Source organism: Legionella fallonii LLAP-10 (assembly GCF_000953135.1).
Classification (GTDB): domain Bacteria; phylum Pseudomonadota; class Gammaproteobacteria; order Legionellales; family Legionellaceae; genus Legionella; species Legionella fallonii.
In genome coordinates, this window is the sequence record NZ_LN614827.1 from 2,056,622 (window position 1) to 2,073,237 (window position 16,616).

Genomic DNA, 16,616 nt, shown 5'->3' on the forward strand with positions numbered 1-16,616 from the left:
GTTACATTCGCTTGATTATTCACCAAGAAAAAGAATTAAGAAAAATTCAACTTTAATACAAAAAATAGTCGTACTTGTTTATTTTTATATTAAGTGGAATCTATAATGAATTATTGTGTCCCTATATGAGCAGATACTATGGAAGGTAAAATTGAAAAGCCATTTACACTCACAATGCTAGGAACGCTCACTGACTTTACCCCTGAATTAAAAGAAGCTCCCAAAGCTATTCCTTATACTAAAGGAGCCAAGGTAAAAGATTATCCTAAAGGAGAATTATTAAGTTTAATCTCTTTTTTAATTAAAACACTTACTCCGGTTACAACAGCAAAAGTAGATTCGAAAAATCCTTATCCCTATCAGGCTGAAGAAACTACTGTAATTAATGGACCTAAAACGGATGGATCTAATGTAGGAGAGAAAATTGGCTTGGGTCTAGCGGCAGTACTAAAAGCAATAGCCCGAGGGCAAATACAAATCAATATTATTGCTCATAGTAGAGGCGCTGTTGAATCGATTTTAATCGCCCATGAATTACAAAATATACAAACAATTATTGCCATGTGTTCTACATTTGAAGATGTATTAAAGAAGTTGGCTGAGCAACAAACTAAAAGACAAAAAGGCACACCGACAAATAATACGCCAGATATTATAGAGCCTCTAAAATCTCAGATTAATTTGATACCTAAAGAAGAACAAGAGCAATGGTTCAATCAGCTAAAAACTAATATTGCTAGCGCATCAATAAACTTTTTTGGTATAGACCCTGTCCCTGGAGATTGTTTTCCCATTACTTGGTATGACGAACGATTTTTTATATTACCTGAGATTATTAAAAATACTGAATTAATTTATTATGCAAACGAACGCTCTGATTGGGGATTTACTCCAATTTGCCCTGACGTAGTCTCCAAAGAAAAACAGAATTTTGTTCGTTATTCCATGCCAGGACATCACGGGACAGGTTCCAGTGGAAATAATGGTTCTCAGCAAGGAATAATTGTCTCCGCTGATGGTTATAAAACCACCCATGTGCAAAAATTATTGCTATATAAGATAATTAATTTCTTAAGTAAACATCATGTAGAGTTTAATGATGGCACCCTGCTCTTTCATCAGCACACCGCCTTAGGAAGAAAATATTTGAGCATCGATGGCGAAGCAAAAACAATTGATGTGACGACACTTGATTTCCCCACTATTTTACGAACTATCTACGCTGCGATTGCCAAAAATCAACTTGGGTATGATGCCTATAACTCAACCCATTATTCCTATATGGGCCTTGCCAAGCAACGTAAAACATTGCTTAAAGGACATGTCTACGGTCTCTTCAATGATATCTTTACGACCTACTCCGGTTATGTTAATGAGGAGCATGCTTCATTAATGCAAACCCATTTCTTTAAAATTTTTGGTCTTAATGCCAAAAAAAGAAATCCTGCGGAGATGATCATTAACGCAAGTTTAGTCCTAAAAGAAAACATAAAAAAAATCGCCGACAAAGATGTATCCATTCTCGATTCTGAAGTGACACGTAAAAATGTGTTGGAAACATTTTGCATCGTAATTCGGCAGGTTAGCCAGCAATACTTAACTGATGATTGGTGTTCTACTGAAAAACAAAAAGAAAAGGAAACTTTGTATCAAGCGATTATTGATTTCTTAACTCAATTTAAAGAACTATCTGAATCAGATAATTTAATAATCAGACAGTTTGTTACAGAACTTCTTCTCTTAAGTTTCACCAGCATAAACCATACGCTGGTGCTTCGAGCCCATGACTTGAAAAAAGATTTTAATTGCTTACAGGAACCTATTGATAATCACTTAACACATTTTTTTAGTGCCTTATTAATGCAATTAAATCACATCGAAAATAGCCCTTCAGTTATTCTGGATGAAATTATAAATGCTGAAGAATATAAAATACTACCTAATTATCCCCCTGCAATCAAAATAACTCATATCTATAAAAAACTGACTGGAAAAGGCCTGGATAAATACAGCATTGAGCAACTGACTAAGAGCTATGAAGAGCAATATGCTAATACTATCGAGGATTTTGCAAAGCTTTATCAGCAAATTCAGACTTTCATTTATGACTTGGCTGCCTTACGTAGTGTAATTCCCAGCGAAAAAATTGAAGTACACGAATTAAACTTGTTAAAGCAAGCTAATGGATTAATCGCAACGGCGGCAGAACGATTTTATAAAGACAGACCACAGGAACTTCCCCCCATTGCTGAAAGAGGTTCGTTTATCCAATTAGCAGAACAACATGCCATTGAGCATTTTGGTGTAATCGACCGCAGAAAAAGATCAGAAAATACCAATGCAGAGGCAAGTAGCGTCTTTTCAGGGACGTTTTCTTTCTTCTGGAACCCAATATCAAGACTGGTATACGGCGCTCCCGTTACTGTCTCTAATAATGGAGAAGTGACTAACAAGGAAGATACCAGCTCACCCACTACATCAACAGTAACATGACATCATGAAAACGCTAGGCGGAGACTAACTAGTTGGAAGAAATAGAGCAATACCCCATGCTTCACCCTACATTTGTAGGTGTTAACCGCTGGAATCACTACGTCACAAGCACCTGATTTTATGGAATAAGTTTGCATGTTTCGTGTAACCTTTCACACATATGGCCAATCATCACTATATCAAAACCGGAAAAATGAATTTTATCTGAATGCATTATAAAAGGAAGATCAAAATTGGAAACTCCAACATTTAAGGTTTGGCAATAGCAATTGGCAGAAAATAGAATAACAAAAAACCTTATAATGAAATATTTTTTCATTATAAACACCTTTATTAGTCTCTTGTAATGAATTAATAAATTACCCGATATCTCCCCTATTATGCACTATATTTAATTATAACTTAATTGAATTAGGTCAGTTAGGCCGATGACATCTATTACTGGCTATTAGCAAGGAATATCAATGAATACGCTACAATGGCTTACAAAGCTTATTAGCTTCAATACAGTGTCAAGTAAGTCCAATATGAACCTAATCGAAGCAATTGATGACTGGTTCAAACTGCACGCCATTGATTCTCAAATCATACACGGACCAGCCGCGTCGAAAGCAAATTTATTTGCCACTATACCCGCGCAAAATGGTGAGACCCAAGGAGGTATCTTACTCTCGGGTCATACCGATGTGGTGCCTGTTGCCGGACAAATTTGGGATACCGATCCCTTTGTAGCAACGGAGAAAAATGGCAACATTTATGGTCGTGGTGCATGTGATATGAAAGGCTTTATTGCTGTCTTACTGGCACTTGCACCGGAGTTCAAAACATTAAAACTTTTAAAACCAATTCATTTTTCCTTTAGCTATGATGAAGAAATTGGCTGCATTGGCGTCAATTATTTACTGGCCCATTTAAAGAAAATTAAGATTAAACCTGAAGGCTGCATCGTCGGTGAGCCGTCTGCTATGCGACCCATAATCGGTGAAAAAGGAAGGCAAGTTTATCACTGTCAGATACAAGGATTGGCAGCCCACGCATCGCTGGTCAATCAAGGTTGCAATGCTATTGAATATGCAAGTCGCTTAATATGTTATATAAAAAAAATTGCCAACCGTATACAAAAGGAAGGTCCATTTGATCATGACTTTGATATACCATTTACGACAATTACTACAACTATTGTTAGTGGAGGAAGTGCATCTAACATAGTTCCTGGTAATTGTGAGTTCCTATTTGATGTACGTTATTTGCCACAACTTCCTATCGATAATCTTCCCAAGCAAATTGAAAAATACATTAATAATGAGCTGCTACCTGAAATGAAAAAAATATATCCAAAAGCAGCTATTTATCTAGCTAAAACTTCAGATGCAACAGGATTTAGTGCTGAAGATAATGCAACAATTACAAGAGTTGTACGCACAGTAACCGGGACAGAAGAGCGACTGAAGGTCTCGTATACAACTGAAGCAGGAATTTTCGAGGATTCGCACATTCCTACAATAGTCTGTGGTCCCGGTGATATAGCACAAGCTCACCGGACGAATGAATTTATAAGTATTGAACAACTCAAAATTTGTGAGAGTATGTTTCGAGATATTATCAGCCTATTCTGCGTTGATACAGGTTCTATCAACAAGACTTGAACGGTTGGAACACATGCGGCCATAAACTCTGACCTTCCGGCAAGCCTGCGTGACTAGTGACAACATGATTCGTTAGCCTATAGCCCCAATGATATTATTGGCTCAAGCTCATCCAATAAAAGCTGGATTACCAGAAGACTGGATGAGTGTTTCTCATGGCGCACATGTGGATTCTAAAGAAATAAAAATACCTGCTTTTCAGAAATTATTCTCTTGCAATGCCTTCTAATAAAACCTGGAATTATTAACAATAAGATGCTCCTCTGCTGAAGTTAGCATTTCTGTGGCAATATATCGCATGTTCTCTTTAATATATACTGTGAAGAATGATTTGGATATATTTGCCGAATCGATGGGGTTATTTGCAACAAAATTTTCATGTGTTTTAGATAAAAAATCCTCATTGAGCGTAAAAGAGAACTTCGGTCGAAACTCCTTAAGAAGTCCTAGCCAATAGAGACCCAAAGTTGTAGTACAATCTCCACTCAATGCTGAATCAAGCAAATCCTGTACCGTTTTTTCTGATTGGTATCGGATATTCTTGGCCCACAATTGTTTTAATTCTTCCATTTCATTATTGCTTAAATTGTCTGATAAGGCTTGAATCAATAACTCATAGCCATATGCGCTTAATAAATCGGTTAAACTATTAGGTAGGCTTGTGCTTCTCAATCCACCTTTATGGCAACTTAATACCAACATGACTTCAACGGCATCTAATATACGATTCAGCTTATCTGTAGTTATTTCTTGCGATAGTTCATCTTTAGAAGGCTGTGCTTCTAAATATTCCTTATAATAAGATGGATATCGTTCTTTTAACTGAGTGAGGAAGCGCTCTTGATCATACGCACTCATTGCCATTAACTGTCTATCATCATAACGCAAATTTGTTCGTAAAAAACCATTATATTTATTTGTTAAAAAAAGTGTTTCTAATGAAAAGGCTCGAGGATTGTTATGGTGTAAATTTTCGAGTGAAATAAATAGGTCATCGTTTAGATAAAGTTCTTCCCAGCTGTCATAATTATTCGAGCAGTAAGAATCATCGAAAAATACTCCGGGCATCATAAGAGGCAGAGGATTTTCATTATTAACTAATTTTGCGATTGAATACATGGAGCTTGATTTTTTATCACAAGGGTTATTGATAAGTGTATTTTTATTTTTAGCCCAGTTTCTAAATAAAATTACTGCTTTATTTAGTTTGACAAAGTCTATATAGGCTTCTGCTTCGTTTACCCGAACATTGGAAGATGAGTCAATTTTTCTTTTCATATAAATCTCTTAACGCGCATAGATGATTTTATTTTCCCCGTTAAGGAGCAAATAATTTCAGTTTGTAGTTTTCGAGATTATATAGATTAAATATTAAGCATTTATTAACGAATAAAATTTTCATTTGTTAAAGGGTTATTTGTAGTTTAAAAACCGAACAAAATAAAGAAAATATGTCAAGATGAAAACAGCTTCTTTTTCTTGAGTACGTGAGTAATTAACGTAGTCTTGTAGTGCCGCCGTAATTTTTTTATTGGTGATGTAGACATGAAGCTATTTCTCACCTTTAGTCATGGCACGTTTTAAATTGACTTCGTCCAAAACCTTGAACTCGTGATCTACGATGTCTTTATGTGTTAATGCCGAAATATCTTTGACACGTAGTCCCAAACCAAACGAATAATAAATAATCGCGATATTACGTAAAGCAAAAGGTCTATCTTTTGCCATAACGAACACGTAAATTAGGGTTTCAATGCTCCATCGCTATCTAATTTTTATCCGATAAAACTTACACTCCATGTCCAAATAATTACCGCTCTTATAATGTTGCATCCCACATTTTTCCATTACATGAAATGAGGCCTCATTATTTTTGTCTGCAAAAGCAATAATATAATCTGTATCCATATGGATTTTAGCCCAATCAAGCAATGCCTGTAATACTTCAGTTGCATAACCTTTATTCCAATACTTTTGATGAAGAAGGTAGCCTATTTTAATTTCTCCAGTATCAAGTTGACCAAAATAAGCCTCTCCAACAAACTCGCAAGGTTTAAGTTTAAAGACAACAAAACAAGGTAAATTTTTATTTTCACATGCAGAAATAGATTTACTGATGAACTCATTGATCTCACGAGTATTTAGAGTCCCTTCTGGAAAAAATTCTTTTACCGTCGGATCGCTATCGATACCTTTTAAATAATCAACATCTTCTTTTCTTATAAATCGTAAACCAAGATGTTTTGTTTTAATTAAGTATTTTTGCATTTTATTCTCTTACATGAGGTATAACATTAAAATTAAATTACAACCGATTCTTGCTGATTTATATACTGCCATCACTATATACTCCTACTCTCTACTATGACTCCTGGTTGGTATGGCACCTAATAAAAGCAGTACTAGGACTAATCAAAACATGGTAAGGTTTACTATTAAGCATAGAACAAATTTTGTCTTATTTTTTTTACAAAGCCCCCCCCAAAAATAAATGTTCTAAAATCAAGCTGTTGATTCACAAAAGATAAATTCAAACCTCTATCTGAACCTACGCTAACTAATTGAAAAAAGCATGGTAAAATATATGGCCAAGAAAAATACCTACCCTGTTAGAAATGATTACACTACGTGAACCCTCTGCCCAAGATGAAGCTGTATTTATGTCCACAATGCAAAATAGCCGCGATTTTCATTTTCCGTTTATAACTGCTCCCTGCACCTCTGAAGAATTCCACACTTATTTAAATAAAAGCAAATTGGAAAATGAGCAATACTACATTGCTTGGGAAGACGACCAACAGATTATCGGTGTTTTTAATATCAGTGGCATTATGCGCGGCGTCTTTAAAAGCGCCTACTTAGGCTATTATGCATCTGTAGATTATGCGGGAAAAGGTTTAATGAGCCAGACACTAAAGCTTGCTCTTAAAGAGATATTCACTTCATTGGATCTCCATCGAATTGAAGCCAATATTCAACCAGTCAACACCTCATCCATTCATCTGGCAACACGAAACGGCTTTTTAAAAGAAGGCTTTTCTCCCCCGTTATTTGAAAATTAATGGTACCTGGCAAGACCATTTTCGTTTTGCGTTGACCATTGAAGATTGGTTAGCAAATCAACGAAATTCCTGACTGGTTGCTCATGATAAAAATCTTAATCCCCGATAATATTGATTAATTTAATCCCAAATTATTATTTAAAAGTTTAATTTCAATGCGTTCCTTTCCACTCCCAATATTGATTCTTTTAAGAGCAATAAAGCCCACTTCTGAGGTACTGTTGACATGAGTCCCACCACAAGCTACCTTAGAAAACCCCTCAATTTCCCAAAAACGTCTTTGATTTTGGATATCACTAAAACCTGTTTTAATCTTTTGATCTTTTTGTATGATTGTATTGTAATCACAAAGTATATTTTTAAATAAGAAAGAAATATTCTTATCACAGAAAAAATCTATTCTAGCCTTAGTTTCAGCTATATGTGCTCCTATTTTTTTAAGTGTAAATTCTCGTGTTACAAGCTCAAGAACTAATTCGGCAGCAAAATGTAAGCGCATCAGTCTGTATCGCCGAGACCAATCAATTTTCATTGTCACTACATCACCAAGCTTAAGATCATGGCCATCTGGAAGTGTATAGTAAATGAGATTACCCTCTATCTCAGAATGAATAACAGCAAGTCCATTAACATGGGCTTTATCACTTTCTTGACCACCTGAAAAAGAAAATGCGATCGTTTCTTCGAATAAAATACAATTATTATTTACTAAAACGACACGAGTTTCTAACTCAGACTGATAAGGATTTTCCCAAAATACTTTTCGCATAATAGCCTACTTAATAGCAATGATTTTGCCATGAGTTAGAGATTCAACCTTACTAGAGTTCAAACTAAAAACAGCATTAGGTCTACCAGCAGGTACTTAAAGAAAGCTCAATGACTTCAAAAACCAGGCCTTTTTCAACTAGAGCCCGCTGTACACTTTGCGCACTCCTGCTTAATTAGACATTCAAAACTCCTTTTAAGTTTATCGCCATAAAGAACATTTTTTGGTTAACTCAGTGACTTTTACCCAATCACCAAATAAAACAATGCCGTAATAAATAAGCTGCTCCTCTTTCGTCTGGCTTGTCCTTTCAATTTGCTCCTGATAAGTACCTACTGTCATGGTATCTGTAAAATCGTTTAACAAAATATTTTGCGTTAAAGCCTCTTTACGCAATTTTCTTATTTTATTTGAGTTTTCTGATAGGATAATAAAGGGTATTTCCGAGATAAAAGGATGAGAGCCACCATCCGCATCCCGGTAGTCAGTTAGCCTCAAATCGATTTGACCGATTGCTGAGCCTAAACCAATACACATATGGGCTAATGCATTCATTGCTTTACCAGGTTCAATACTTTTATTAAGTACTGCTACTAATTTGTTTTGGAACGGTTCGGCAGACATAAGCTTCCCTCCTCAGCTAAAGATTTACAGTTTGTGCGTTATAACGCATAATAGCTTATATTATCATTGTGCGCTATAACGTACAACCATTTTTGTAGGTTCCTGTGGAAAATATATACAAGCACATTGCAACAACACTAAAAGAATTACGGCAAAAAAAAGGTTGGAGTTTAGATAAAGCCGCTCTTGCTACGGGTGTTAGCAAAGCCATGTTAGGACAAATAGAGCGAGAAGAATCAAGCCCAACCATTAGCACTTTATGGAAAATAGCGAGTGGCTTTGAGACCTCTTTTTCTTCGTTTATTGAAGAAATTCAGATGACCTCTAGTGAAGCGGTGTACCGAACAGGGCAAGTGCAAACGATTCATCCCGATGATAAAAAAATTCGAGTCTTACCTCTTTTTCCATTTGACCCGCAGTTAAATTTTGAACTATTTGTTATCGAATTACTGCCAGGCTGTGAGCACTTATCACCACCTCATAAACATGGAGTTATTGAGCATATTGTGGTTATTGAAGGAAAAATAGACGTTTTAGTTGATGGAAATTGGCATGCTATTGCCAAAGGTGAAGGTATTAGATTTAATGCGAACCAACCGCATGGTTACCGAAATCTTATGTCAAAATCATCAAAATTTCATAATATGATTCATTATCCTGTGGCAAGTTAATCTGAATAAGTTGAACGCGTTGGGAGCCACCGAAGATTTTTAGCTATATCCCCTCTGGCCCCACCTATTTTACAAAATTGAAATCCACTTTTTATTTAGCCAACTAGCGTAATTGAAGCGTTGACTTCTGTTTTCTCTACTTACGTAGGGAATTAGTGTTCAACGTTAATATGGCTGATTCATAGTGGTATATTGAACGCCATATAGAATTAATCTTATAATTTTTTATAATCAAACGGTTAAATAATTACATATTTGAACTACGAACAAGTAACACAGGAGTCGTCGCAATTCGAATAACATTTTCGGCAACACTGCCTAAAATAAAACGATTAAAACCTCGCCGTCCATGAGTGCCTAAGACCAGTAAATCAGTAGGCCATTTTTTCGACTCATCAACAATCATCTCAGCGATTCTCCCCTGAGATTGCCTAAGTTCAAGGAGCAACTTTTCAACCTTTATGGATGATTGGCTTTCTATGGTTTTTGCCGCATTATCTAAAATCTCTTTTCCTTCCTCTTTTAATGCATTGATTATTAAGGCCGCATCAAAACCTGGTCCACCATGATAGGCCATATTTTCATCAACAACATGGATAACCCGTAAATGAGTATTTTGATCTTTTATTAGTTTAATGACTTCTTCTACTGCAGAGTTGGATGCGTTACTCCCATCCACTGCTAGCAAAATATTTTTATAAATCATTATATGGCTCCAGAATTTATCTAATTTAATTATGGCACATTAAAACTATAATAAACGCTATATGAAGAGCTTCGTTGCAAAAAAGAATGAAATTACAAAATCTTAAGCTTTGGACAGATCTCAACTGTATAATTCAAAGTGTTCATTAATGAAGAACTCTTCCGTACGTGCTCCGTACATCCAAATATTAAACTGTCTTTTTTACAACGGTGCCGTTTTTTATGGTCTATTTATTAACGAGGGAGTAAACTCCGATGATTCATTACTCTCAGGAGTCGCGTTTGACTTCAACTCTGTAACACTATTTTTCGCTTTCATAAAATTTCTAATGTTATTTTGCACTTCATTGCTTTGAAATATAGTTTCTTTAATAAAATCTGTAAATTGATGCAACATGATGCCCATCTTTAATAAGAGACCAACAGGACGTTGTTCCTTCTGATTAATAACCCCCTCTGCAGTTTTTGAAAAGGTTACTCCACTTTCTTTCAATTGACGCAATATTGAGAGATCAGTTTTTTCAACTGCGGTAGTGCTCATTTCTATTGCCTTGAATATCTTATGTTGACTTTCTTGATTCATTTCTTTTTTGATTTTATCTACAAATAGATTAACCATATGAGGCTGGTTTGATTTAATGGCTTGAGTCAAATAGGTGAGCAATTGTTTTTCATCACACTTATATTGTGTTTTATCTAATTGTTTTAGCAACAAGTTGACACAAGCAGTTGAGCCACTATCCATTGCAGACTTAATCACATCACCTTTATCCTCAGGAGAATATGTTAAAATTTTTTCAGCTATTTGGACATCTGTTAATGGTGTAGGTTTTCCAATTGATTTATAAGAGCTGATCATTCGTTCAAGTAAGACCTCATTCCCACCTACAGCAGCCATCTTAATATTTTTAAGTGCATTTTTTTCCAAAATGATAGAATTTTCAAAACAAGTTTTAAATTTACTGTTACTCAATAAAACATTAAACGCTTCTTCATGACCACATCCTAAAGCGGCCAGAAAAGGGATTCCTAGTTTTGAATCATCGGCCGTAGTCACTTTATCTAGTAGCATAGCTAAGGTTTTTGTCTTGTTTAATCCACAGGCTGTACATATCAAATCGATCGGATCGCCATCAAAACCTTTTTTATACATTAAATTCAAAGCATCTACATTATCTGCTTCAATTACGAATAAAGAGTTGCTAACACGTCGATTACCACTTTGTGCAATCTGATTTGGATCCAAGAATTGATTGTATAGAACGTTCACATCAGGAAATTCTCTAGGAGTATCTATTAATGATGGATGTCTAATTACTTGAATGCCCATACCTAAAGGACCATTTAGTCCAAGAGGCGCTGTAATACTACTTAGTTCTTGTGTTATCCCTAGAGGATCGGTAATTTGGGCTAATTGCCCGGTATAACGAAAGACATTGTGATGCAGCTCATGGATTAAACTTTTTTCATCAGGAAATATTCTAAAACCTGACTGGTAATTTGGATCATATACTTTGTACCCATCTTTTTCTTTAGTAATGGTAATTGCATGATTTAAAGATCTAACAATTAATGCTTCATTTTCTCTCAATTGTAGCTCTTGGAGGATTGAAATCCATTTTTTATCACTAGTTACCATACCAAAGTCAAATGAAGAGCTTAATTTCTTACCATCTATTTGCAAAGTTTCAATTGATTGACTCTGGCTTAATTCTTTATTAAATTGCTGCGGTAGGAAGCTTAATACAATTTCAGTTACAAAATGATTAATATGGGAGTCTAATTCTGCTCGGGTAGTCATTGTTGCAATTTGGCTTAATTTCTCCATAAATTCATCTTGCCGACCTTCTAATACATATTTTGCATAAACAGATGCTAAACCATTACAGATCCCTGATTCATTCATGCGCACTGGTAAATTATGCCACTTAAGGTAATTGTTTAAATTATTAATTACCTTACTTTGATGGATTTCAACTGGCATTCTCAGCCTCCTCGTATCTCTATAAAAGAATACTGCTATAAACGAACACAGCTGATTAATACCCTGGCAGGCTCTTAAAATGGTACAATTGCATTCATATTGGATAAATTATAACACATGGAGCTTAACTTGAGATTAATCGGGTTGGGGGAATGCCGGAAAGCTATAGATCCGCCTAAACTGTCAAAATAGTTCGATGGCAGGCGGTTAAGAAACAAAGCCTATCAAACTCCCATACGTGGTGCGCGGTCGGGTTCAGCGTTTAGGCTCGAACACGTTTGACTGTTCCTTCTGGACCGAAGATGATTCATTTTTGGGTTTTTTAGAGTGTTCCGGTGTAAAAAAAGTAAATTCAGTCGTCCCTGATTTTCTCTTATCTTTGCGGGATAGCAACGGAAGCAATTCATCTTTTTTCATGATCTGTGCCATTTCGTATAGGGTAATGGAGATTGTTTGGTTGGCGGTATTTTGCTTTAGAAAGCAATTCATGGATTCAATAACTTCATTATCATGCTGAGAAACAAATTCTCTTAGATTTTCTACCGTAGTTGTATAAGGCAATGAAGTATCTGCTCCGGCATCGATTAATTCTTTTACTATAGCAACATGTTCTTTTTGTATTGCAAAAAAAAACAGGAGGTCGCTCTCTGCTGTCCTTTTTGTTGACATCCGCGCCATATCCAGCAAGTTTAATCACCGCCTCAGTACATCCTTCATTTATCGCGATATGAAGTGGGGTATTACCCTGGTTGTCTTCACTATTGATATTCGCGCCAAGCTGATGCAATGCCCCTATTGAGTTGACGAAATTATTTTCAGCAGCACAATGCATGGGCGTAAATCCGTCATTATTTTTAGCTTCTACATGTGCGTGGTGTTGGACTAACTCATTAATAACATCAACATCATCATATGATGCGGCGATATGTATCGGGAAAAATCCTAGTTGATCGGCTTTGTTGGGGTTTGCTCCACAATTGAGTAATGCGGAAATGGCTTGGATATTATTTTTCACGACCGCAATATGTAATGGCGTAGAGTCAGTATTATCTCCTAAATCGAGATTGGCTCCATATTCGTCCAGCATGATGATTATATCGACATTATTTTTTTCTGCCGCAATGTGAAAGGGTGTTGCTTTATTATTATCTCCATAATCAGGATTTGCACCATGTTTGATCAATGCATCTATTGCCTGAATAAGTCCCTTGTCTACCGCAGCATGCAGTGGGGTTGAGCCTTTATTTAAATCCCCTAAATTGAGATTGGCTCCATGCCTGGCAAGCGCAATAATAGCCGAAACGTAGTTCATGCAGGTCGCAATATAACAGGGAGTAAAGCCATGTTCATTGGCTTGATGGAGATCCGCTCCCCTTTGGGAAAGAGTATCAATGGCGTCGACATTGCCGGAATATGCAGCTAAATAGACTGGTGGTGAGCTTGAATTTGATGCATTGAGGGTTATTCCATTATCGCAAAGCAATTCAATAATATCTGGAGCATTTACTATGATCGCCAGATTAAGCATGGTACTTTGGTTATAACATTTATCTAAACGAAATCCATACTTAATGTATTCCTGCAAAACCGAGACATGTTTATTTACAAGCGCAATATATGCTAGATCATAGTCATTGCATTCACGGGCAAACATTTCTTTAGTGAATATCTGTTTTTTTTGGAATTGCTCCAATACTGTTTTCAGTTCAGGTAATAATACATTATTGCCTGTTGTAAAAACTGAGGTATTAAACGCAGTATATAAATCTGATGGATTCAGTTTTAAAGCGTTGGCTATTTTTTCTGAAAGTGAACGCGTTTCGTCTTTACTGAAGGTGATGGAGGGATAGTTGTTGATGTCCATAAACGTCCATCCTTCTTGTGGCCTGTAGAGCAGCGCCACAGTATGGTCAATACCACTTAATGTGATTCCCAACGTTTCTTTTAATAAGACGGGGGAATGATCGATGGTCGTGATGAATTCATCCAGATATTTTTTTATTTCTTCTGTGGTGTAAATTCCGGGTTTAGAATAAAGAGTGTGTAAGCCGCCATGATGACGCATGGTATCTGATGTGGCAATATTGGAGATAGAGTCAATATCTGTTTGGAAAAGATATTTGCCAAAAAGTAAAGTGCATTGTTCTGGGGATTGCTGTAATTCCAGATGATCTAAAAACGCATGAATATCCAATAGTTTTCTATCTTCTTCAGTTAAAGCGAGACCTTTTTTTTCTTTTAGATCGTTAAATAAATGAATAAAAGTGTCGCTATAAGAATAAATATCATTCAGGCGTTTTTCAAATAATGGCCCTTCACCCACTAAATAGCCTTCAAGCCAACGTACTGAAAAGCCATGGCAGCATCCTAACGGGGACTTAAAGTAACCTAAACTTTCTCGCAATGAGATCAGTAATCGATGAATAGGAGTCAAATCAAGGACCATTTAATTAATTTACACACATTATACTATTTTTATTCATATTGATCAAAATCGATGTGCGCTTCAGCGTGCCTATTACTCAGGGAAATACATTGTTAACTGAGTTGTATTCAAGGTGTGACAATCAGTCGAATTAAAAGATGGGGTAGCGACCCCAATTAACAAACTACAACCGGGGACGTTACCTAGTTACGTGTAAATTAAATAAATCCTTTTCATTAAGCGTTTCTTTCTGCAATAACAATTGCGCTCCTTGTTCCAAGCGGTCAAGCTGTTTTTTAATTCTATCAACTGCCTCAGCAAAGGCCGCTTGTGTTACTTTACGGATTGCTGCATCAATCTCTCGTGCAGTATCCTCACTAAATTCACGATGGGATTGAACCGGTAGAGAAGCCTCCAGAAAATTTTGTGGCTCTCTATCATAAGTTACCGGTCCTAATTGTTCGTCCATACCATAATGCATGACCATACTGCGGGCAATTTGAGTCGCTTTAGCAAGATCATCTGCTGCGCCAGTTGAATAATGGCCAAAAATAATATGCTCTGCTGCCCTCCCCCCCATTAACACGATCATTTTATTTTTTAACTCTTCTTCAGTCATCAGATAACGGTCTTCAATAGGTCGTTGAATGGTGTAGCCCAAACTTCCAATTCCTCGGGGAATAATAGAGACTTTATGCACCTTATCTACACTTGGCAAAGCAAGGGCTAGCAGAGTGTGGCCCATTTCGTGATAAGCTACAATTTTTCGTTCTAACGGGTTTAGTAAACGGTTTCTTTTCTCCAAACCTGCAACTATTCGCTCGATTGCACTAGTAAAATCATCCATGCTTACAGAATCAGCATTATGCCTGATAGCAAGTAAAGCGGCTTCATTCACCAAGTTGGCTAAATCGGCACCGGAAAATCCTGGTGTCAGCGCTGCAATTTTTTCAAGATCCACATCAGGAGCTTGCTTTATTTTCTTTAGATGAACATTTAGAATTTGTACTCGACCTACTTTATCAGGTCGATCAACCAGCACATGGCGATCAAAACGACCGGCACGTAGTAATGCGGGATCAAGTATTTCTGGACGATTGGTAGCGGCAAGAAGTATTAATCCTTCACTTGGATCGAAGCCATCCATTTCTGAGAGTAGCTGGTTCAAGGTTTGTTCTTTTTCATCATGACCTCCACCCAGAGGGTAAGCACCACGCGCTCTACCCAGAGCATCAAGTTCATCGATAAAAATAATTGCTGGAGCCTTCTCGCGAGCATGAGCGAAGAGATCACGTACTCGAGCAGCCCCTACACCAACAAACAATTCCACAAACTCTGAACCGCTAATAGAAAAAAATGGAACGCCTGCTTCACCAGCTACGGCTCGTGCAAGTAATGTTTTACCTGTTCCTGGCGGTCCAACCAAAAGTATTCCTTTAGGGATATGAGCACCAATCTGTGTATAATGTTGTGGATTCTTGAGAAACTCCACGACCTCAATTAATTCAGCCTTTGCCTCATCAACACCAGCCACATCTTGAAATGACACATTTGTTTCTTTTTCCATATAGACTTTGGCTTTACTTTTTCCAACATCCATCATTGTGCCTGCAGAAGTACTAATACGTTTCATAAATAAGCCCCACAAAGCAAAAAAAATGAGTGCAGGAACAATCCATGAGAGCAATACAATAAACCATTTGTTTTGTACCTCTCCAGTAAAATGTATGTTTGCGGTCTCTAAAAGGGATATTAGCGAGGGGTCATTGATACGAACGGTAGTAACCTGGTGTTCTTTACTGGTGGATTTCTCAATTTCATTTAATTGGTCTTCAGTAAGTATCCCACCCAATCCCTCTGCTTTAACATTGGCTATAATATAATTTTCGCTAAGTAATACATTATCTAGCTTATTTGCCTTTAATAGTTTCACAAAGTCACTATAAGCAATGTTTACAGGATGAGATGTTAGAAAAAAGCTCTGAAAAAGGATGATAATCCATAAAGTGATTAAGAAGTACCAGAGAAGGCTCCCCCACTGTTTATTTTCCATCAAGTACTCCATTTGTCCAGGGTTCTAGAGCATCGAATGATTTAAACACATTAAACTTGACTATTAATCAAGAGGCCTCAAATGGCACCCAGTAAACAAATTCAATGTCAAGAAGCTTGTCTTCGGACTCAAGAAGTCTCTTAATCTCGTCGGACATCGAGGGTACGAGAAGGTGTGTATATTT

Annotated in this window: 13 protein-coding genes; 4 read left to right on the forward strand and 9 right to left on the reverse strand. The window is 36.6% G+C overall.

Annotated features, from left to right (window positions below; genetic code table 11):
• Positions 1-138: 138 nt before the first annotated feature.
• Both LFA_RS08335 and argE read left to right on the forward strand, forming a co-directional pair.
• Positions 139-2,493, forward strand: coding sequence for a hypothetical protein (locus LFA_RS08335; protein ID WP_045095783.1), 2,355 nt, complete (start codon positions 139-141; stop codon positions 2,491-2,493).
• A 464-nt stretch (positions 2,494-2,957) separates the two neighbouring features.
• Positions 2,958-4,139 carry an acetylornithine deacetylase gene (gene argE / locus LFA_RS08345; protein ID WP_045095785.1) on the forward strand — a complete coding sequence of 394 codons (1,182 nt, stop codon included), beginning with the start codon at positions 2,958-2,960 and terminating at the stop codon, positions 4,137-4,139.
• Between the two features lie 225 nt (positions 4,140-4,364).
• Here argE and LFA_RS08350 read toward each other — a convergent pair whose 3' ends face one another.
• From LFA_RS08350 to LFA_RS08355, 3 genes are all read right to left on the reverse strand, one after another.
• Positions 4,365-5,417, reverse strand: a complete 1,053-nt coding sequence (locus LFA_RS08350; RefSeq protein WP_045095786.1) for a hypothetical protein — start codon at positions 5,415-5,417, stop codon at positions 4,365-4,367.
• Between the two features lie 273 nt (positions 5,418-5,690).
• Positions 5,691-5,867 (reverse strand): hypothetical protein, encoded by a 177-nt coding sequence (locus LFA_RS19830; RefSeq protein ID WP_157010326.1) that lies wholly within the window; start codon positions 5,865-5,867, stop codon positions 5,691-5,693.
• Positions 5,868-5,903: 36 nt separating this feature from the next.
• Entirely contained in the window at positions 5,904-6,407 is a 504-nt protein-coding gene (locus tag LFA_RS08355; protein WP_045095787.1) for a GNAT family N-acetyltransferase, read from the reverse strand.
• A gap of 392 nt (positions 6,408-6,799) precedes the next feature.
• On the opposite strand from LFA_RS08355, the gene LFA_RS08360 reads away from it, so the two are divergent.
• Positions 6,800-7,201 (forward strand): GNAT family N-acetyltransferase, encoded by a 402-nt coding sequence (locus tag LFA_RS08360; RefSeq protein WP_231865915.1) that lies wholly within the window; start codon positions 6,800-6,802, stop codon positions 7,199-7,201.
• Positions 7,202-7,316: 115 nt separating this feature from the next.
• On the opposite strand, the gene LFA_RS08365 is transcribed toward LFA_RS08360, so the two are convergent.
• The gene (locus tag LFA_RS08365) at positions 7,317-7,970 is read right to left on the reverse strand and encodes an alanyl-tRNA editing protein (protein ID WP_045095788.1); all 654 of its coding nucleotides are present in this window, start codon (positions 7,968-7,970) and stop codon (positions 7,317-7,319) included.
• 201 nt (positions 7,971-8,171) lie between these two features.
• Complete coding sequence (locus LFA_RS08370; RefSeq protein WP_045095789.1) at positions 8,172-8,594, reverse strand: DUF2000 domain-containing protein; 423 nt, start codon at positions 8,592-8,594, stop codon at positions 8,172-8,174.
• Between the two features lie 104 nt (positions 8,595-8,698).
• Between LFA_RS08370 and LFA_RS08375 the strand changes: the two genes are divergently transcribed.
• On the forward strand, positions 8,699-9,265 hold the full coding sequence (locus LFA_RS08375) for a helix-turn-helix domain-containing protein (protein WP_045095790.1): 567 nt from the start codon (positions 8,699-8,701) through the stop codon (positions 9,263-9,265).
• Positions 9,266-9,512: 247 nt separating this feature from the next.
• Here LFA_RS08375 and LFA_RS08380 read toward each other — a convergent pair whose 3' ends face one another.
• From LFA_RS08380 to ftsH, 4 genes are all read right to left on the reverse strand, one after another.
• On the reverse strand, positions 9,513-9,968 hold the full coding sequence (locus tag LFA_RS08380) for a universal stress protein (protein ID WP_045097503.1): 456 nt from the start codon (positions 9,966-9,968) through the stop codon (positions 9,513-9,515).
• Positions 9,969-10,190: 222 nt separating this feature from the next.
• Positions 10,191-11,954, reverse strand: a complete 1,764-nt coding sequence (locus LFA_RS08385) for a hypothetical protein (RefSeq protein ID WP_045095791.1) — start codon at positions 11,952-11,954, stop codon at positions 10,191-10,193.
• A 508-nt stretch (positions 11,955-12,462) separates the two neighbouring features.
• A complete protein-coding gene (locus LFA_RS08395) occupies positions 12,463-14,388 on the reverse strand; it encodes an ankyrin repeat domain-containing protein (protein ID WP_172653469.1) in 1,926 nt (641 codons plus the stop codon).
• 190 nt (positions 14,389-14,578) lie between these two features.
• Positions 14,579-16,432 (reverse strand): ATP-dependent zinc metalloprotease FtsH, encoded by a 1,854-nt coding sequence (gene ftsH, locus LFA_RS08400; protein WP_045095794.1) that lies wholly within the window; start codon positions 16,430-16,432, stop codon positions 14,579-14,581.
• Positions 16,433-16,616: the final 184 nt, after the last annotated feature.